The sequence below is a fragment of the Roseovarius sp. MBR-6 genome (genome assembly GCF_040547525.1).
Lineage (GTDB): Bacteria > Pseudomonadota > Alphaproteobacteria > Rhodobacterales > Rhodobacteraceae > Roseovarius.
Window position 1 is genome coordinate 81,690 of sequence record NZ_JBEPPW010000010.1, and the last position, 18,227, is coordinate 99,916.

An 18,227-nucleotide genomic window follows, 5' to 3' on the forward strand; every position below is an offset into this window, starting at 1 on the left:
CCGGGCAATGCGGGAGACAGGCAGATGCAGGCAGGCTTGGCGGGCTTCGCGCTCGGGTTTTCGCTGATCCTCGCGATCGGGGCGCAGAATGCCTTTGTGCTGCGGCAGGGGCTGCGGCGCGCGCATGTGCTGGCGGTGGTGCTGGTCTGTGCGCTGTCCGATGCGGTGCTGATTGCGGCGGGCGTGGCGGGGTTCGGCGCGCTGGCCGAAATGGTGCCGGGGCTGGAGCGGGTGATGCGCTATGGCGGCGCGGCCTTTCTGCTGGTTTATGGCGCGCGCAGCTTTCAGGCGGCGTGGCGCGGGGGGGCGGTGCTGGGGGCGGGTGAGGGGGCGGGCAGCCGTGCGCGCGCGGTGCTCACCTGTCTGGCGCTGACCTGGCTCAACCCGCATGTCTATCTGGATACGGTGGTTCTGCTCGGCTCGATCTCGGCGCAATATGACGACCGACTGGCCTTTGGTGCCGGCGCGGTGACGGCGAGTTTTACCTTCTTCTTCGCATTGGGCTATGGCGCGCGGCTGCTCGCGCCGTTCTTTCGCCGCCCCGAGGCCTGGCGCGTGCTCGATGCGGGCGTGGGGGTGGTGATGTGGTCCATCGCGGCGGGGCTGCTTTCGGGCTGAGCGATTTGTGCTAGACTGGCCTCGAAGCCAGAAGGAGAGGCGCGATGAGCTGGAACCCCGGACTGGAGCCCGATTGCCCCGAAGGGGCAGACATGGACGCGATCGAGACGGTGATCGTGCCGCGCGCCCGCGATATCGGCGGGTTCGAGGTGCGCCGCGCGCTGCCCGCGCCAAAGCGGCAGATGGTCGGGCCGTTCATCTTCTTCGACCAGATGGGACCGGCGGAGTTCCTGACCGGGCAGGGGATCGACGTGCGTCCCCATCCGCATATCGGCCTTGGCACGGTGACCTATCTCTTTGAGGGCGAGTTTCAGCACCGCGACAGCCTTGGCACCGACCAGATGATCCATCCGGGGGCTGTCAACTGGATGGTCGCGGGGCGCGGCGTCACCCATTCCGAGCGCACGAGCGACGCGACGCGCCGGGGCGAGAGCCGCCTTTTCGGCATCCAGACCTGGGTGGCCCTGCCCGAGGCGGAAGAAGAGCGCGCCGCGAGTTTCGAGCATCACACCAGCGAGGCGCTGCCGGAGATCGAGGATGGCGGCACACGGCTGCGCCTCATCATGGGGCGGGGCTGGGGCGAACGCGCGCCGGTCTCGACCTTCTCCGAGATGTTCTATGCCGATGTGACGCTTGCCCCCGGCGCGGGCGTGCCGCTGCCCGAGGATCATGAGGATCGCGGCGCCTATGTGCTCTCGGGGTCTGTCAGCGTGGGGGGGCAAGTGTTCGAGGCGGGGCGCATGATGGTGTTTCGCCCCGGCGACCGGCTCTCGTTGCGCGCGGGAGAGGCGGGGGCGCGGGTTTTGCTTCTGGGTGGCGAGACGCTGGGCGGTCCGCGCTATATTTCGTGGAATTTCGTGGCCTCCTCGCGCGAGTTGATCGAGGCGGCCAAGGCCGACTGGGCGTCGCGCGACCACGGCCGCTTTGCCCTGCCGCCGGGCGACGACACGGACTTCATCCCGCTGCCCTGAGCCATGCTTTGACCGGGATATGGCCTTGCGTCTCGCGCATGACAAAGCGCCGCAGCCCGCCTCGACAGGGCGTCTGCGCCGTGACTTAATGCGGTTCATGCGCGCGCAGAGGCCCCCCTTGATCGAGACCCCGTCGAGCCCCGTCCGGGGCGTCATGTGGATGATCCTGACGGGCCTGCTCTTTGTCGGGGTCACCGCTCTGGTCAAGGTGCTGGGCACGCGGATGCCGGCCTCTCAGGCGGCTTTCCTGCGCTATTTTCTCGGGCTGGTGTTTCTCCTGCCGATGCTCGGCACGCTGCGCAACCTGCGGCTGGACCGGGGCACATGGGGCCTGATCGGGGCGCGGGGCGTGCTGCACACGGCGGGCGTGGCGCTCTGGTTCTATGCCATGGCGCGCATCCCGATCGCCGATGTCACGGCGATGAACTACCTCGCGCCGATCTACGTCACCATCGGCGCGGCGCTCTTTCTGGGAGAGCGGCTGGCGGTGCGGCGGGTGATCGCCATCGTCGTGGCGCTGTGCGGCGCGCTGATCATCCTGCGGCCGGGGTTCCGCGAGGTGGGGCCGGGGCATCTGGCGATGCTGGTCACGGCGGTGACCTTCGGCGGTTCCTACCTCATGGCCAAGGTGCTGACCGGGCGGGTCAGCGCGGGCGTGGTGGTGGCGATGCTGTCGCTCACCGTCACGATCGGTCTTGCCCCCATGGCCATCGCCGTCTGGGTGCCGCCGACGCCCTGGGAAATGGCGATCCTGTTCGCGGTCGCCTGTCTGGCCACGGCCGGACATTACACCATGATGCTTGCCTTCAGCGCGGCACCGCTGACGGTCACGCAACCCGTCACCTTCCTGCAACTGGTCTGGGCGGTGCTGCTCGGGGCGCTGGTCTTTGGCGAGGGGGTGGATGTCTTTGTGATCCTTGGCGGCACGGTGATCGTGGCGGCGGTCAGCTTCATCTCCTGGCGTGAGGCGGTGCTCAAGCGGCGGATCACGCCGCCGGTTTCTGCCACCAAGGTCTGACGCGCTTGACCTTGCCCCCGCCGCCCCCGTAGATGCGCCCCGATACACGAGGCGCACGGGAAAGGCACTCCGATGGGATTCAGAATGGGTATCGTGGGGCTTCCCAATGTGGGCAAGTCCACGCTCTTCAACGCGCTGACGCGCACCGCTGCGGCGCAGGCGGCCAATTTCCCGTTCTGCACCATCGAGCCGAACGTGGGCGATGTGGCGGTGCCCGATGCGCGGCTTGACCGGCTGGCCGAGATCGCCGGATCGAAACAGATCATCCCCGCGCGGATGACCTTCGTCGATATCGCCGGGCTGGTGAAAGGGGCGAGCAAGGGCGAGGGGCTTGGCAACCAGTTCCTGGCCAATATCCGCGAGACCGATGCCATCGCCCATGTGCTGCGTTGTTTCGAGGATGGCGATGTGACCCATGTCGAGGGGCGGGTCGATCCGGTGGCCGATGCCGAGGTGATCGAGACCGAATTGATGCTGGCCGATCTCGAGTCGGTGGAAAAGCGCCGCGCGGGGCTGGTGCGCAAGCTCAAGGGCGGTGACAAGGACGCAGTTCAGGCCGACCGGCTGTTGGCCGCCGCACAGGCGGCGCTGGAGGAGGGGCGGCCCGCCCGCACCGTTCCGGTCGATGCCGAGGACGCGCGCGCGTGGCGGCTCTTGCAATTGCTGACCGCAAAGCCGGTGCTTTATGTCTGCAATGTCGACGAGGCGAGTGCGGCCAGCGGCAATGCGTTTTCCCAAGCGGTGGCGGCCATGGCGGCAGAGCAGGGCGCGGCCTCGGTGGTGATCTCGGCCCAGATCGAGGAGGAGATTTCCAAGCTGGAACCCGAGGAGGCCGAGATGTTCCTGTCGGAAATGGGGCTGGAGGAAGCGGGGCTGGATCGCCTTATCCGCGCGGGCTATGCGCTTTTGCACCTCGAGACCTATTTCACCGTCGGCCCCAAGGAGGCGCGCGCCTGGACCATCCCGCAAGGCACCCCGGCCCCCAAGGCGGCGGGCGTCATCCACGGCGATTTCGAAAAGGGCTTCATCCGCGCCGAGACCATCGCCTTTGAGGATTTCGTCACCCTCGGCGGCGAGCAAAAGGCCAAGGACGCGGGCAAGATGCGGTCCGAGGGCAAGAGCTATGTCGTCAAGGACGGCGACGTGCTGCATTTCCTCTTCAACACCTGAGCGGGGCGAATCCGGCGGTCGGAATTGCGTCGGTATCCGTGTCGGCGCCGCGATGACCGCTCAGCCACCCCGCCGCGCGGCGATTTTGGCGAGGATGGTGTCGGCATAAGCGGCATGATGGCTGGCCCCGGCGGCGTCAAACACCTTCAACGCCGCGCGCGCGTGGTCTTCTGCCCGATCCAGATGCGCGGCGTCGCCAGTCTTGTCGAAAAAAGCGCGCTCCAACTCAGCAAGGTTGGCTTTGGTGATGGCCCATTGCAGCGGCACGCGGTCGCGGGTCCATTCCTCTAGGGCGTCGCGATAGGCGATGACGGCCTCGTCCAGCCGTTCGGTGCCGCTCTCGCGTTCCCCGAGGGTTGCGAGCGCAGTGCCGAGGTTCATCTGTGTCATGGCCCAATCGAGCGGCACGCGGTCGCGGGGGAATTCCTCCAGGGCGTCGCGATAGGCGATGACGGCCTCTTCCAGCCGTTCGGTGCCGCTCTCGCGCTCCCCGAGGGCCTGCAGCGCAGTGCCGAGGTTCATCTGTGTTGCGGCCCATTGCAGCGGCACGCGGTCACGGGTGTAATCCTCCAGGGCGCGGCGATAGACGTTGACGGCCTCTTCCAGCCTTGCGGTGCCGCTCTCGCGTTCCCCGAGGGTTTGCAGCGCAGCGCCGAGGTTCATATGTGTCATGGCCCATTGCAGCGGCACGTGGTCGCGGGTCCATTCCTCCAAGGCGTTGCAATAGGCGATGACGGCCTCGCCCAGCCGCTCGATGCCGCTCTCGCGTTCCCCGAGGGTTCGCAGCGCATTGCCGAGGTTTGTCTGCGTCCCGGCCCAAGCCAGCGGCACGCGGTCGCGGGGGAATTCCTCCAGGGCGGCGCGATTGGCGATGACGGCCTCTTGCAGCCGTTCGGTGCCGCTCTCGCGTTCCCCAACAGTTAGCAGCGACACCCCCAGATCATTGAGCGCCGTGCCGCGTTCGTCGGCGGTGGAGGCGCGGGTGTGGAGCGCATGGGCGAGGTCGATGGCGATGCGCAGGGGCAGGGCGGTGCCCTTGTCGCGGCCTTCGACATGATGGCTATCTTGCAATGCGCGCAAGTCGTCGAACCCGGCGCGCCCGCCTGCCTCCAGATCGGCCTTTTGGATCAGGAGGGTGGCGGCGCGGGCGCTGTTGCCCTCGAGCATGGCAATCTCTATCCCGCTGTGCAGCAGGCGGGCGGTGCGGGCGAGGTGCTGCGCCTCTTCCTCGGCCAAAGCCTCGGCTATGGCACTGCTGGCGGCGGTATAGTCGCCCGTGGCCGACAGGCGGGTCGCGCGCGCCAGCACCTCATCCACGAAATCGCCGTGGTTGGAGGGGATACGCCCTTCCTGCTGCACCCGCACGGCGATATCCATGGCGTTCTGCAAGTCGAGCCAGGCCTGGCCCAGATCGTCCGTCTCGCGCGCGATGCGTTGGGCAAGGCGGATGATGGCGTTTTCGGTGATCCCCTCATCGCGCAGACGGTCGGATTGGCCGCTCTTGTCGGTGCGCGCCAGAAGCTCCGTCAGCATCGCTTGGGTGGCATCTGACGGCGTCAACACCGGGGCCAGAAGGGCGCGCAGCATGGCGGCGTAATCGTCGAGCGCGGTTTGGCCGCAATGGGCCGGGTCGGTGGCGTGGGTCGTGATGTGACCGCGCATATGGTCTGCGATGGTCTCTGCCAGCATATTGCCGCGGGCAAGATCGGTGTGGGTGGGCGGATAGTTACTGAGCATCTGCACCATGATCCGCTTGCGATCCGGGGTCAGATGCGCGCGCGCCAGATACTGATCCAGCGCGCGCGCCATGTCTTGCGCAACCGACTGCTCTGCGGGCTTGAGGCCCCTGAAGAGTGCAAGACCGGAGAGGGCGGCCCCGATCATCAGCGTCGCCCCGCCAAAGACGCTGGTCTCTGCCGCCGTGACCACCGCCCCGACACAGGCCGAAACATTGCCCGCGTGCAAAACCTTTTCGACCATCACGCCACCCTCCGCACGGCGACCTTAGCCGGGGGCGCAGGCCGGTCAACGGTTTTCATCCGGCTCCGGCCCCGCTCCGGATCCGGCCGCCGGGGGCGCGGCCGACCCCTGCTTTGCGATTGCGCGGGGCGGGGCAATCGTCTAACCCGTGCCGCGACATGCGAGAGGACGACGCCATGAGCGAGAGCAGGAACGGCATCACCTATGCGGAGGCGGGCGTCGATATCGACGCCGGAAATGCCCTTGTCGAGCGGATCAAGCCCGCCGCCGCCGCCACGCGCCGCCCCGGCGTGATGTCGGGGCTGGGCGGCTTTGGCGGGCTGTTCGATCTGCGCGCGGCGGGGTTTTCGGATCCGGTGCTGGTCGCGGCGACCGACGGGGTGGGCACCAAGCTGCGCATCGCCATCGACACCGGGATTGTCGACGGTGTGGGCGTCGATCTGGTGGCGATGTGCGTCAATGACCTGATCTGTCAGGGGGCGGAGCCGCTCTTTTTCCTTGACTATTTCGCCACCGGCAAGCTCGAGGTCGAACAGGCCACGCGCATCGTCGAGGGCATCGCGCGGGGCTGTGCCGCCTCGGGCTGCGCGCTGATCGGCGGCGAGACGGCGGAAATGCCGGGGATGTATCCGGCGGGCGATTTCGACCTTGCGGGCTTTGCCGTGGGCGCGATGGAGCGCGGCACGGACCTGCCGCGGGACGTGGCCGAGGGCGATGTCCTGCTGGGGCTCGCCTCGGACGGGGTGCATTCCAACGGCTACAGCCTTGTGCGCCGGATCGTCGAGATCTCGGGCCTCGGCTGGGACGATCCCTGCCCCTGGGGTGAGGGCACGCTCGGCGCGGCGCTGCTGGCCCCCACGCGGCTTTATGTGCGCCCCGCGCTGGCGGCGCTGAAGGCTGGCGGCGTGAAGGGCCTTGCCCATATCACCGGCGGCGGGCTGACGGAAAACGTGCCGCGCGTCCTGCCCGAGGGGCTGGGGGTCGAGATCGACCTTGGCGCATGGCAATTGCCCGGTGTGTTCCGCTGGCTGGCCGCGACCGGCGGCATGGCGCAGGCGGAACTGCTCAAGACCTTCAACGCCGGCATCGGCATGGTGGTGGTGGTCGATCCGGCGCGCGCGGACGAGATAGAGGCGGCCCTTGCAGGGGCGGGCGAGGGCGTTGCGCGCCTCGGGCGCGTGGTTTCGGGCGCAGGCGTGCGCTATGAGGGCCGCGTGCTGTGACACGGCACGTGGCGATTTTCCTCTCCGGGGGCGGGTCGAACATGCGCGCGCTGGTGGCCTCGATGGTGGGCGATCATCCGGCGCGGCCCGCGCTCATCTTCTCCAATGACGCGGGCGCGGGCGGCATCGCCTGGGCGCGTGCGCAGGGCCTGCCCACGGAGGTGGTGGATCACCGCCCCTTCGGCAAGGACCGCGCGGCGTTCGAGGCCGAGATTGCCGGGCGGCTTGTCCCGCACGAGATCGACCTCATCTGCCTTGCCGGGTTCATGCGGGTGCTCACGGTGGGTTTCGTGGGCCAATGGGCGGGGCGGATGATCAATATCCACCCCTCGCTCTTGCCGAAATATCGCGGGCTCAACACCCATGCCCGCGCGCTTGCGGCGGGCGAGCAAGAGGCGGGCTGCACCGTGCACGAGGTCACGCCCGCGCTCGATGACGGGCCGATCCTGGGGCAGGCGCGGGTGCCGGTGCTGGCGGGTGACACGCCCGAGACGCTGGCCGCGCGGGTGCTGGCGCAGGAGCATATCCTTTATCCGATGGTGCTGCGCCGCTTTGCCGCCGGGGACCGTCGCCCGGTCCTGCTGCCCTGACATTCTGCGCACGCGCGCCGTGTCGTGCTTGACTTCTGCGCGCGCCGCCGCCATATGGCGCTCAACCGATATTTCCTGCCGCGTGAGCAGTCCGGCCCTCATGTGCCGTTCAGATGAAATGTCGCGGACCTGTTCCCGAAATCACGCGTGGGGCCAGACACCGGCCGGAGGGCGTGGGCATGTGGCCCCGCCTTGCCCATGGTGCAACCACGATCACGGGTGCGCGGGCAGGGGCCCGGCGCCTGAAAGGACTTGATTTGACTCTTTTCGACACGATGGGCCTGCCCGAGACGCTGACCCGCAAGCTTGCCGCACTTGGCATCACCGAGCCGACGCCGATCCAGACCCGCGCGATTCCGCACGCGCTTGACGGCGATGACGTGATGGGGCTGGCGCAGACCGGCACCGGCAAGACGCTGGCCTTTGGTCTGCCGCTGGTGGCGGGGCTGATGGCCAACCCCGGGCGTCCGGAGCCCAAATCCGTGCGCAGCCTCATCCTTGCGCCGACGCGCGAACTGGCAGGGCAGATCCGCGACGCGCTCATGCCGCTGGTCAAGGACAGCGCGATCCGCATCAACCTTGTGGTTGGCGGCACCTCGATCAGCGCACAGATCAACCGCATGGACCGGGGCTGCGATATTCTTGTCGCCACACCGGGGCGGCTTCTCGACCTCATCGACCGGCGCGCGCTGCGCCTCGACACCGCAAGCTTTCTGGTGCTCGACGAAGCCGATCAGATGCTCGATCTGGGGTTCATCCATGCGCTGCGCCGCATCGCGGGCCTTCTGCCTGCCGAGCGTCAGACCATGCTCTTTTCGGCCACCATGCCCAAGCAGATGGAAGAGATCGCGTCAAGCTATCTGAAAAATCCCCGCCGCGTGCAGGTCAGCCCGCCGGGCAAGCCCGCCGACAAGATCACGCAGGAGGTGCATTTCATCGCCAAGGCCGCCAAGGCCGATCTGCTGATCGAGATGCTCGACAAGCACCGCGATGAATTGGCGCTGGTCTTTGGCCGCACCAAGCATGGTGCCGACAAGCTGGCACAGCGGCTGGAGCAGGCGGGCTACGCGGTGGCCACGATCCACGGCAACAAGAGCCAGGGTCAGCGCGATCGCGCGCTGCGCTCGTTCCGCGACGGTCACTCCAAGGTGCTGGTGGCGACGGATGTGGCCGCGCGCGGCCTCGACATTCCGGACGTGAAGCACGTCTATAATTACGAATTGCCGAACGTGCCGGACAATTACGTGCACCGCATCGGGCGCACGGCGCGCGCGGGGCGCGATGGCGCGGCGATTGCCTTTTGCGCGCCCGACGAGATGGGCGAGTTGAAGGACATCCAGAAAGTTCTGGGCATGACCATCCCGGTTGCCTCGGGCACGCCGTGGGAGGTGATGCCGGGCCAGAAAGCCAAACCCGCAGGCCGGGGCGGACCGCGCCGCGCCGGTGGCGGCGGCAAGCCGGGCGGGGCCAAGACGGGTGCCGGTGGTTATGGCGGCGCGGGCGGTTATGGCGGGGGCAATCACGGCTCCGCCAAGCCGGGGCAGGCCAAGCCGGGGGCAGCGGCACGCAGCCGCCGCCGCACGCGTCAGGCCGCCTGATCTATCTGACAAGCGCCAGCACCTCGCGGAAGCGGGGATGTCTGGCGCTTCTCAGCCACTCGAACAGAACCATCTCGGTGGTGACGATCTCGGCCCCGTGACGCGCCATGCGCGCCAGTGCGGCGTCACGGTTGCCGCTCACGCGCGAGGCTGTGGCATCGGCCACAAGTGCCACGGCACGCCCGGCACCCAGCAGCCCCAGAACCGTTTGCAACACGCAGACATGCGCCTCGCAGCCGCAGACGACAAGCCGGCGGGCGGCGGGAATTTCCGTCATGAGGGCGGTGTCGGCACAGGCGTCAAAGCTCATTTTCGCCAGCACCGCCTCGCCCGACTCTGGCGCAAGGTCCGGCACCGTGCGCCCGAGACTGTCGGGGTTCTGCTCGGTAAAGCTGCGCGGCACGTCAAGGAGACGCGCGGCGTGCAACAGCCGCGCGCCATTGGCTACAACCCCCGCGCCTCCATGGATCGCGGGCATGAGGCGGGCCTGATAGTCGATCAACAGAAGGTGAGAGGCGCGCGCGTCAAGCATGGCGCAAGCCTGCCGCGTCAGGGCAGGCTTGGCAAGGGCCGCGTCAGCCTGCACCGGGTCCTGCCCGCATCACCATCCCGAAGAGGTCGCGCGGATCGTCCGGATCGGCGAGCAGGTCGAGCGGGGTGAAAAGACCCGTGCCCGCGATCCGGTCGCGCACGTAACGCAGGGCGCTGAAATCCTCGATGGCAAAGCCCACGCTGTCGAAAAGCGTGATCTCGGCGGCGCTGCGGCGGCCCGGCGCCGTGCCCGCAAGCACCTGCCAGAATTCAGTGACCGGGTGATCGGGGTCAAGCTGCTGGATCTCGCCCTCGATCCGGGTCTGTTCGGGATATTCCACGAAGATCGAGGATCGGTGCAGGATCGCCGGGGCCAGTTCGGTCTTGCCGGGGCAATCGCCGCCGATCGCGTTGATGTGCACGCCAGCGCCCACCATGTTATCGGTCAGGATCGTGGCATATTGCTTGTCGGCGGTGCAGGTGGTGATGATCTGCGCGCCTTCCATCGCGGCCTCGGCAGAACCGCAGGCCACCACGTCGAGCCCCAGCCCCGCGAGGTTGCGCGCGGCCTTCTCCGTGGCCGCCGCGTCGATGTCATAGAGGCGCACGGATTTCAGGCCGCAGATCGCCTTCATGGCAAGGCTCTGGAATTCCGACTGCGCGCCCGCGCCGATCATCGCCATTGTGTCGGCGCCCTTGGGGGCAAGGTGACGCGCCACCATGGCCGAGGTGGCCGCCGTGCGCAGGGCGGTCAATACCGTCATTTCCGACAGAAGCACCGGATAGCCATTGCCGACATTGGCCAGCAGGCCAAAGGCGGTGACGGTCTGAAGCCCCTCTTTCGTGTTCTTGGGATGGCCGTTCACGTATTTGAAGCCGTAGACCTCGCCATCCGAGGTGGGCATGAGCTCGATCACGCCTTCGGCGGAATGCGAGGCGATGCGCGGGGTCTTGTCGAAAAGCTGCCAGCGACGGAAATCGGCCTCGATATACTCGGCGAGGCCACGCAGCATCGGCTCGATGCCGATATGGTGCACCAGTTTCATCATGTGATCGACCGAGACGAAGGGCACGAGGGCCTTGTCGGAAGGGGCAAGCGTCATGGTCAGGTCCTCAGATATGGGCGTGGGTGGCGCGGTCGAAGACGCGGCGGCCAAGGGCCGAGGCGGCAAGATCGACCATCACCTGCGCGGTGCGTCCGCGCTCGTCAAGAAAGGGATTGAGCTCGACCAGATCGAGCGAAGTCATGAGGCCGCTGTCGCAGATCATCTCCATCACCAGATGCGCCTCGCGGATGGTGGCCCCGCCCGGAACGGTGGTGCCGACGGCGGGGGCGAAGGAGGGATCAAGGAAATCCACATCGAGCGAGACATGCAGCGCGCCGTTCCGGGCGGCGACATGATCGAGGAACTCCGCCAGCGGGCTGGAAATGCCGCGCTCGTCGATCTCGCGCATGTCGTGGCGGCGGATTTTCGTCGGCTCCAGCGCCGCGCGCTCGGCCGCATCCACCGACCGCAGACCCAGCAGGCAGATGTTCTCCTCGGGGATCGGGTGGGCCACGGGCGGAAAGCCGTGAAAGCCCGCACGCCCGGTGACATAGCCGATGGGCGTGCCGTGCAGGTTGCCCGAGGCGGTGCTTTGCGGGGTGTGGTAATCGCTGTGCGCGTCGAGCCAGAGCACGAATTGCGGGCGATCCGCGCGGGCCGCATGGGCCGCCACCCCCGCAACCGAGCCGAGCGACAGGCTGTGATCACCGCCCAGAAAGATGGGCAAGCCTTCGGCCATGGCCTCTTGCCCCGCCTCGATCAGCGTGGCGGTCCAGCCTGCCGTCTTGGCGGGTTGGTGGACATGGGGCGGCATGTCGGGCGCGGGCGCGGCAGGCGCGGGGGCAAGATTGCCCCGGTCGCTGACACGGTGGCCGAGGTCGCGCAGCGCCTCGGCAATCCCCGCGGTGCGATAGGCATCCGGCCCCATGAGACAGCCGCGCCGGTCCTTGCCGCTATCGACGGGCGCGCCGATGAGAATGATATCCTTGACGGACATGTCTGGCCTCCTGTGACGGGTTGCGCTGAAGGTGACGTCGAATTCGGTTGATTGAAAGGGATTGTTTTGCACATAACGGGCGCAATTCAGTCAAAACGAACGCAAGAGGCTTCGATATGGATGACACCGACCGCCGCCTGCTCTCGGCGCTGCGCCACGATGCGCGCGCTTCGCTCTCGGATCTGGCCCTTGGTCTTGGCGTGTCGCGCACCACCGTGCGGGCGCGGATCGAGCGGCTTCAGGCGAAAGGCGAGATCGTCGGCTTTTCGGTGGTCTTGCGCGACGATACGCTGCGCGATCCGGTGCGCGGGCTGATGATGCTGGGCATCGAGGGGCGCGGCACGGACCGGATCATCCGGCAATTGAACGGGTTGAGTGCGGTGCGCGCGATCCACGCGACCAACGGCCGCTGGGATCTCATCGTCGAGATCGGCACCGAGACGCTGGAGGCGCTCGACCGGGTGCTGGCGCAGATCAGGCGGTTCGACGGGATTTCGGGTTCGGAGACGAGCCTGTTGCTCAATACCTGGAAATCGGGGGGGTAGGGGAGTGGCCTGTCATGGCTTGAAGGTGACGGTCGCCTCCTGTCCCCCGCGCGGAATCAAGGCGTGCTTGCACGCCGCCGCGCGTGCGCCCGACCGCCCCGTCGCACCGAAGGTGCGCCGATTATAATCGGCACGCCTCCGGCGTGGCGGGCGGGCGCTTCTGCAACGTCAAACTCCCTTCAATCGTTCCAGTATTTGGCACCATAAAGCGACCACCAAAGCCCGAGCAGCGCCCACCCGCGGTCGGGCCCTCGCGCGGCTCCACCAATGTCCCCTTCAGGCCCCCCGCCGCCCCTGCCGCGCGCGCAGCGCCATCAGCCAGACGAGCATCAGGCCGAGCGAAACCACCATGTTCCAGCTTGCCATCGACAGGCCCCACATTTCCCACGGCACCTCGTCGCAGCGCACCAATGGCGCGGCCATGATCTGCGCGAAGAGATCCTCGGTGCTCAGGCCTCCGACCGGGCCGCCCGAGCAATCCGAGGGGCCTTGCCACCAGCCGCGCTCCACCCCGGTATGGTAGCCGCCAATGGCGGCGGTGGCGAGGGCGGCAAGCGCGCCCAGACCGGCCATGAGCGTGGGCAGGGCGACAAGACCGGCCAGGCCAAGGCCAATGGCGATGCCATGCGGCCAGCGCTGCCAGATGCAGAGCTTGCACGGCGCCATGCCGCCCAGATGCTGAAAGGCAAACGCCCCGAGCAGAAGGGCGGCGGAGCCTGCGGCGGCGAGCAGAAGGAGGGTTTTCTGGCGTGTCATGGTCTCAGAGATAGCGTGTGAGGTAGAAGCCGCCGAACAGCAGCACGATGAAAAGGATGGTCAGCAGGCCAAGCTTGCGCTCGATGAAGTCGCGCACCGGCGCGCCGAATTTCCACAAAAGTGCGGCCACGAGGAAGAACCGGATACCGCGCGCAAGGATCGACGTGGCGATGAAGGTGCCAAGCGGCATCGCCGTCCAGCCCGACATGATGGTGATGACCTTGTAGGGAAACGGCGTCACGCCTGCCGTGAGCACCGCCCAGAAGCCGAAATCGTTGAACCGGGTGCTGAAGGCGGTCATGGCATCGCCCTTGCCGAGCGCGGCGAGGATCGGTTGGCCGAGCCCCTCATAGGCAAACGCGCCGATGGCATAGCCGAGCATCCCGCCCAGCACCGAGGAGACCAGTGCCACGGTTGCAACCAGCCAGGCGCGCGAGGGGCGCGCGAGGATCATGGGAATCATCAGCACATCGGGCGGAATCGGAAAAACCGAGCTTTCCGCGAAGGAGATCACCGCGAGCACCCAGAGCGCGTGCCGATGTTCGGCCATGCGGATCGTCCGGTCATAGAGCGCGCGCAGCATCGGTGTCTCCCTTTGGGTCTTGGCGCGGACACACCATGCGGGGCGGGCGCGGTCAAGATCCGTTTCGCTGCAACTGGCTCTGGACGGGGCCGCCGTGCTTGGCTAAAGACGCATCAGGCGCGGGTGTGGCGGAATGGTAGACGCGAGGGTCTCAAACACCCTTTCCGCAAGGAGTGTCGGTTCGAGTCCGACCACCCGCACCATTTTCAGAAAGGCAAAAAGCGGCACGGATGCGCCGCCTTTGCTTGTATATCTGTTGTCGCGCTGCCCGCTCAGCGGCCCCAGCTTCGCACCGGGCCGCAATCCATGTGAACGAAGTTCGAGCCCGAGTATCGCCCGACGCCGCCGCCGCCACAGGCCACGCCCGCGCGGTAAATCTGATCGACCGAGCGGCTGCCAAGGCGCAGATCGGCGGCCTCGCCGATCATGTGGCGCGAATTCTTGGCCACCCCGCCCGACCGTGAGCGCAGCATGGCGTTGGTCTGCGGGCTGCGATAGCCGCTGAGCAGCGTGTAGGGCTCGCTCGCCGCAAGCAGATTGTGGCTTGCGGTCAGGATATCCACCGTGCGCCGGTCGATGCCATGCGCCTGATTGGTGCGCCAGTCGCGCATGAACACGTTGATTTCCTTGAGCGCCTCGGGGATGTATTCACCCTCGATCCAGTAGATCGTGTCGATCCGCTCTCCGGTGCGCGGAGACACCATGCGCAACCTTCGGATGTCGCCCGCCCCGCGCAGGAACCCTGCTGCATTGCCGAAGGTCGGAGCCGCTGTGACGAGTGTCGCGGCGAAGGCCGCAAGAACGCCACGGCGGGAAAGTCCAGTCGAGCTGAAATCAGTCATTGATAGCGCCTGTCCCGTCGCCTGTATGAGCCACTGTTTCGCGGCTTGTGTCATCATCCCCAGATGCCGGTTTTGTATGGCATAACAAGAATCATCAACCAAGCCCCCTTTTGTCACACTGCGTGAACGGCAAGCGGTTTCGGCGGGAATCTGCGCATTGCCGGCCGCTGTGGCGGCAATGCGACCCCGGTGCCGAAAAGCCCCACGTCACGTGGAATTGGGAAAGCGTGACATGAAAACGTTAGGAAAGAATTGAGGTTTCAGTGAAATATTGGCAGGATCGAAAGCGAAAGCGCGACTGGGAGAGACGTATGGGTATGGTGCCGGGACTTTGGAGCATGGGTGCGGTTTTCTGTGTGCTGGGCACGCTGGCCGCGACCGCGCCACGCGCGGAGGGAACGCCCGGTCTGCTCGCGCCCGCCGTGTCGGGCGCTCTGGCCGAGGCGCTGGCCGTGGCGCAGGCGCGCGCCGAGGAGACGGCCTTTCGTCAGGCGGTGGCAGAGGCGGCGGCCCCGGACCGGGCGCTGGCGGACTATTACCGGGAAAGTGGCTATGCGCCGCTCTGGACCGGAGAGGGTGAGGCGGATCGCGCGCGGCGCGCGGCGCTGTTGCGCGCGCTTGGTGAGGCGGACGTGCATGGCCTGCCGGTGGCGCGCTACGATGTGCCGGGCCTGATGGCGCGGCTGGGCGATGTCCGCTCGGTGCAGGCGCTGGCCGAGGCGGAGGTGGCGTTGAGCCGTGCCTATCTTGCCTATGCGCGGGACCTGCAAAGCGGCATCGTGATTCCGTCGCGCGTGGATGGCGACATCAAGCGCGAGGTTGCGCGCCGGGAGGCGTCGGATCTGCTGGACGAGGTGCGCGCGAAAGAGCCGCGCGCGGCCCTGCGCGCGCTGGTGCCGCAATCGAACGAATACCGCCGTCTGCAAAAGCAAAAGCTGGATCTGGAACGGCTTGTTGCCGGGGGTGGCTGGGGCGCACCGGTGGCAGCGGAAAGTCTCAGGCCCGGCGCGACCGGCCCGGCGGTGATCGCGCTGCGCAACCGGCTCGTGGCCATGGGGTATCTCGCGCGCAGTGCGGCGGCCTCTTATGACGGCACGATCCAGACGGCGGTGCAGGCGTTTCAGGGCGATCACGGGCTTGAACCCGATGGCGTCGCGGGACCGAGCACGATGGCCGTTCTCAACACCACGCCCGAGGACCGGCTGCGCTCGGTGATCGTGGCGATGGAGCGCGAGCGTTGGCTCACCAATGCGCGCGGCATGCGGCATATCCTTGTAAACCTTGCGGATTTCAGTGCCCGCATCATCGACGACGACCGCATCACCTTCGAGACCCGCGCGGTGATCGGCAAGAACACGAGCGACCGGCGCAGCCCGGAATTCTCTGACGAGATGGAGCATCTGGTCATCAACCCGACCTGGCATGTGCCGCGCTCGATCATGGCGCGGGATTACCTGCCGCGGCTTCAGGCGAATCGCAATGCCGCCTCCTATCTCAAGATCTATGACAGCCGGGGGCGGGAGGTGCCGCGGGGTGCGGTGAATTTCAACGCGTATAACGGGCGCAATTTTCCCTTTGCGATCAAGCAGCCGCCATCGGACAGCAATGCGCTCGGGCTGGTCAAGTTCATGTTCCCGAACAAGTGGAACATCTACCTGCACGACACGCCGCAGAAAGAGCTGTTCCAGCACGAGAAGCGTGACTTCAGTTCGGGCTGCATCCGCCTGCAACAGCCCTTCGACTTTGCCTATGAGATATTGTCGCGCCAGGAGGCGGATCCAAAGGCATTTTTTCACTCGGTCCTGGCGACGAAACGCGAGACCTATGTGCAGCTCGAGGAGCATGTTCCGGTCCACCTGATCTATCGCACGGCGGTGACGAAACCCGGCGGCAAGATGCAGTATCGCGGCGATGTCTACGGTCGGGACGCCCGCATCTGGGAGGCGCTGGAACGCGCCGGTGTGACGCTTGGCGGGCCGAACAGCTAAAGCCATTTCGGAAAAATCTGATAGACTTTTTCGGTTCGAAATTGTGTCAAATCAAATCCTCAAAGCGTTTCCGTGTTTCAGCGAAAAACCGGAACGCCGGAGATCCGGTGCCGTGGCAAGTGATCCATCGTAATCGCGGCGGTGCGGCAGCGCCGCCGCAAAAGATTGTGCGCGCGGTGCTCAGCCTTTAAAAATCCGTTACGTAACTGACGCACAAGACCCCGAGATGCGCCCCCGCCGGGGCGGTGAAAGGAAAGACCGCATCATGAGCAGCATTCAGGACCGGGTGATCGCGATCATCGCCGAACAGGCGGTGCTCGAACCCGCAGATGTCACCCTTGACAGCACACTGGAGGATCTGGGCATCGACAGCCTCGGCCTTGTCGAGAGCATCTTTGCCATCGAGGAAGCCTTTGACATCGCGGTGCCATTCAACGCCAACGAGCCGGAGAAGGGCGATTTCGACATTTCCTCCGTGCGCTCGATCATCGCGGGCATCGAGCGGCTGATCGCGGAGCAGGCGTGAAACGCGTTGTCATAACCGGGGCGGGCACGATCAACGCGCTTGGCCATGATGTGCCCACGACGCTCGAGTCGATGCGCGAGGGGCGCTGCGGCATCGGCGATCTGGAGTTCAAGGATGTGGAGCGGCTGTCGATTCGCATCGGCGGGCAGGTCAAGGGCTATGATCCGGTGGCGCGCTTCAACCGGCAGCAACTGGCGCTCTATGACCGGTTCACGCAGTTCACGCTGATTGCCGCGCGCGAGGCGATCGGGCAGGCGGGGCTTGAGTTCTCCGGCGAACTGGCGGCGCGGGCGGGGGCGATCCTTGGCAATTCCGGCGGCGGCATGACCACGCTCGACGAGAATTACCGCACCGTCTACGAGGAGGGCAAGAACCGGGTCCATCCCTTCGTGGTGCCCAAGCTGATGAACAACGCCGCCGCCAGCCACCTGTCGATGGAGTTCAACCTCAAGGGGCCGACCTTCACCGTCTCGACGGCCTGTGCGTCGTCCAATCACGCCATGGCGCAGGCCTTCCAGATGGTGCATGGCGGCATCACCCCGGTGATGGTGACGGGCGGGTCCGAGTCCATGCTGTGTTTCGGCGGGGTCAAGGCATGGGAAGGGCTGCGGGTGATGAGCCGCGACGCCTGCCGCCCGTTCTCGGCCAATCGCAACGGCATGGTGCAGGGCGAGGGCGCGGCGATCTTTGTCTTCGAGGAGCTGGAGCACGCGAAGCGGCGCGGCGCGGAAATCCTGGCCGAGGTGGTCGGCTTTGCCATGACCTCGGACGCGGCCGATATCGTCATGCCCTCGAAACAGGGCGCGGCGCGGGCGATCGCGGGTGCGCTGCGCGATGCACGCGTGAACCGCGAGGACGTGGGCTATATCAACGCCCATGGCACCGGCACGGCGGCCAATGACAAGACCGAATGCGCGGCGGTGGCCGATGTCTTTGGGCATCATGCCGACAAGCTGATGATCACCTCGACCAAGTCGATGCACGCGCACCTCATCGGCGCGACGGGGGCGGTGGAACTGCTGGCCTGCATCATGGCGCTGCGCGACGGGGTGATTGCGCCCACCATCGGGTATGAGGAGCCGGACCCGGAATGCGCGCTCGACGTGGTGCCGAACGAGGCGCGCGAGGCGCATGTCGATGTCGCGCTGTCGAACGCGTTTGCCTTTGGCGGGCTGAATGCGGTCATGGCTCTGCGGCGGTTCGGCTGAGGCGCTCATGAGGGGATATCCCCGGGTCTGGCCCGAG

Annotated in this window: 18 protein-coding genes and 1 tRNA gene; 12 read left to right on the top strand and 7 right to left on the bottom strand. The window is 66.7% G+C overall.

From position 1 onward, the window contains the following. The first annotated feature begins 24 nt into the window (after positions 1-24). From ABIE57_RS13260 to ychF, 4 genes are all read left to right on the top strand, one after another. The gene (locus tag ABIE57_RS13260) at positions 25-618 is read left to right on the top strand and encodes a LysE/ArgO family amino acid transporter (RefSeq protein ID WP_354539509.1); all 594 of its coding nucleotides are present in this window, start codon (positions 25-27) and stop codon (positions 616-618) included. 44 nt (positions 619-662) lie between these two features. Next, positions 663-1,589, top strand: a complete 927-nt coding sequence (locus ABIE57_RS13265) for a pirin family protein (RefSeq protein ID WP_354539510.1) — start codon at positions 663-665, stop codon at positions 1,587-1,589. Positions 1,590-1,743: 154 nt separating this feature from the next. Then, positions 1,744-2,607 (top strand): DMT family transporter, encoded by an 864-nt coding sequence (locus ABIE57_RS13270; RefSeq protein ID WP_354539511.1) that lies wholly within the window; start codon positions 1,744-1,746, stop codon positions 2,605-2,607. A 72-nt stretch (positions 2,608-2,679) separates the two neighbouring features. Continuing rightward, positions 2,680-3,777 carry a redox-regulated ATPase YchF gene (ychF, locus tag ABIE57_RS13275; RefSeq protein ID WP_354539512.1) on the top strand — a complete coding sequence of 366 codons (1,098 nt, stop codon included), beginning with the start codon at positions 2,680-2,682 and terminating at the stop codon, positions 3,775-3,777. A gap of 60 nt (positions 3,778-3,837) precedes the next feature. Here ychF and ABIE57_RS13280 read toward each other — a convergent pair whose 3' ends face one another. After that, a complete protein-coding gene (locus ABIE57_RS13280; protein WP_354539513.1) occupies positions 3,838-5,757 on the bottom strand; it encodes a tetratricopeptide repeat protein in 1,920 nt (639 codons plus the stop codon). 176 nt (positions 5,758-5,933) lie between these two features. Here ABIE57_RS13280 and purM point away from each other — a divergent pair, with 176 nt between their 5' ends. The 3 genes from purM to ABIE57_RS13295 all read left to right on the top strand — a co-directional run bounded on the left by purM (position 5,934) and on the right by ABIE57_RS13295 (position 9,168). After that, a complete protein-coding gene (gene purM / locus ABIE57_RS13285; protein ID WP_354539514.1) occupies positions 5,934-6,980 on the top strand; it encodes a phosphoribosylformylglycinamidine cyclo-ligase in 1,047 nt (348 codons plus the stop codon). Beyond that, positions 6,977-7,570 carry a phosphoribosylglycinamide formyltransferase gene (gene purN, locus ABIE57_RS13290; RefSeq protein ID WP_354539515.1) on the top strand — a complete coding sequence of 198 codons (594 nt, stop codon included), beginning with the start codon at positions 6,977-6,979 and terminating at the stop codon, positions 7,568-7,570. The genes purM and purN overlap by 4 nt, the downstream gene beginning before the upstream one ends. Before the next feature lie 257 nt (positions 7,571-7,827). Further along, entirely contained in the window at positions 7,828-9,168 is a 1,341-nt protein-coding gene (locus ABIE57_RS13295) for a DEAD/DEAH box helicase (RefSeq protein ID WP_354539516.1), read from the top strand. Between the two features lies 1 nt (position 9,169). Here the strand turns inward: ABIE57_RS13295 and ABIE57_RS13300 are convergent, their stop codons facing one another. From ABIE57_RS13300 to rocF, 3 genes are read right to left on the bottom strand one after another with little or no spacing between them, the layout of a single operon-like run. Next, a complete protein-coding gene (locus tag ABIE57_RS13300) occupies positions 9,170-9,700 on the bottom strand; it encodes an isochorismatase family protein (RefSeq protein ID WP_354539517.1) in 531 nt (176 codons plus the stop codon). A 43-nt stretch (positions 9,701-9,743) separates the two neighbouring features. After that, positions 9,744-10,802, bottom strand: a complete 1,059-nt coding sequence (gene ocd / locus ABIE57_RS13305) for an ornithine cyclodeaminase (RefSeq protein WP_354539518.1) — start codon at positions 10,800-10,802, stop codon at positions 9,744-9,746. 10 nt (positions 10,803-10,812) lie between these two features. Next, on the bottom strand, positions 10,813-11,742 hold the full coding sequence (gene rocF / locus ABIE57_RS13310) for an arginase (RefSeq protein ID WP_354539519.1): 930 nt from the start codon (positions 11,740-11,742) through the stop codon (positions 10,813-10,815). Positions 11,743-11,858: 116 nt separating this feature from the next. Between rocF and ABIE57_RS13315 the strand changes: the two genes are divergently transcribed. Continuing rightward, entirely contained in the window at positions 11,859-12,287 is a 429-nt protein-coding gene (locus tag ABIE57_RS13315) for an Lrp/AsnC family transcriptional regulator (protein ID WP_354539520.1), read from the top strand. Between the two features lie 276 nt (positions 12,288-12,563). Here the strand turns inward: ABIE57_RS13315 and ABIE57_RS13320 are convergent, their stop codons facing one another. Continuing rightward, positions 12,564-13,043 (bottom strand): disulfide bond formation protein B, encoded by a 480-nt coding sequence (locus ABIE57_RS13320; protein WP_354539521.1) that lies wholly within the window; start codon positions 13,041-13,043, stop codon positions 12,564-12,566. A 4-nt stretch (positions 13,044-13,047) separates the two neighbouring features. Then, on the bottom strand, positions 13,048-13,626 hold the full coding sequence (locus ABIE57_RS13325; RefSeq protein ID WP_354539522.1) for a YqaA family protein: 579 nt from the start codon (positions 13,624-13,626) through the stop codon (positions 13,048-13,050). 119 nt (positions 13,627-13,745) lie between these two features. Between ABIE57_RS13325 and ABIE57_RS13330 the strand changes: the two genes are divergently transcribed. After that, a tRNA-Leu gene (locus tag ABIE57_RS13330) sits at positions 13,746-13,829 on the top strand. Positions 13,830-13,898: 69 nt separating this feature from the next. Here the strand turns inward: ABIE57_RS13330 and mepK are convergent. Continuing rightward, on the bottom strand, positions 13,899-14,468 hold the full coding sequence (gene mepK, locus ABIE57_RS13335; protein WP_354539523.1) for a peptidoglycan L,D-endopeptidase MepK: 570 nt from the start codon (positions 14,466-14,468) through the stop codon (positions 13,899-13,901). Positions 14,469-14,806: 338 nt separating this feature from the next. Between mepK and ABIE57_RS13340 the strand changes: the two genes are divergently transcribed. From ABIE57_RS13340 to ABIE57_RS13350, 3 genes are all read left to right on the top strand, one after another. Then, positions 14,807-16,456, top strand: coding sequence for a L,D-transpeptidase family protein (locus ABIE57_RS13340; RefSeq protein ID WP_354539524.1), 1,650 nt, complete (start codon positions 14,807-14,809; stop codon positions 16,454-16,456). Between the two features lie 265 nt (positions 16,457-16,721). Further along, a complete protein-coding gene (locus tag ABIE57_RS13345; RefSeq protein ID WP_354539525.1) occupies positions 16,722-16,982 on the top strand; it encodes an acyl carrier protein in 261 nt (86 codons plus the stop codon). Then, entirely contained in the window at positions 16,979-18,190 is a 1,212-nt protein-coding gene (locus tag ABIE57_RS13350) for a beta-ketoacyl-[acyl-carrier-protein] synthase family protein (RefSeq protein WP_354539526.1), read from the top strand. The genes ABIE57_RS13345 and ABIE57_RS13350 overlap by 4 nt, the downstream gene beginning before the upstream one ends. The last annotated feature ends 37 nt before the right edge of the window (positions 18,191-18,227 follow it).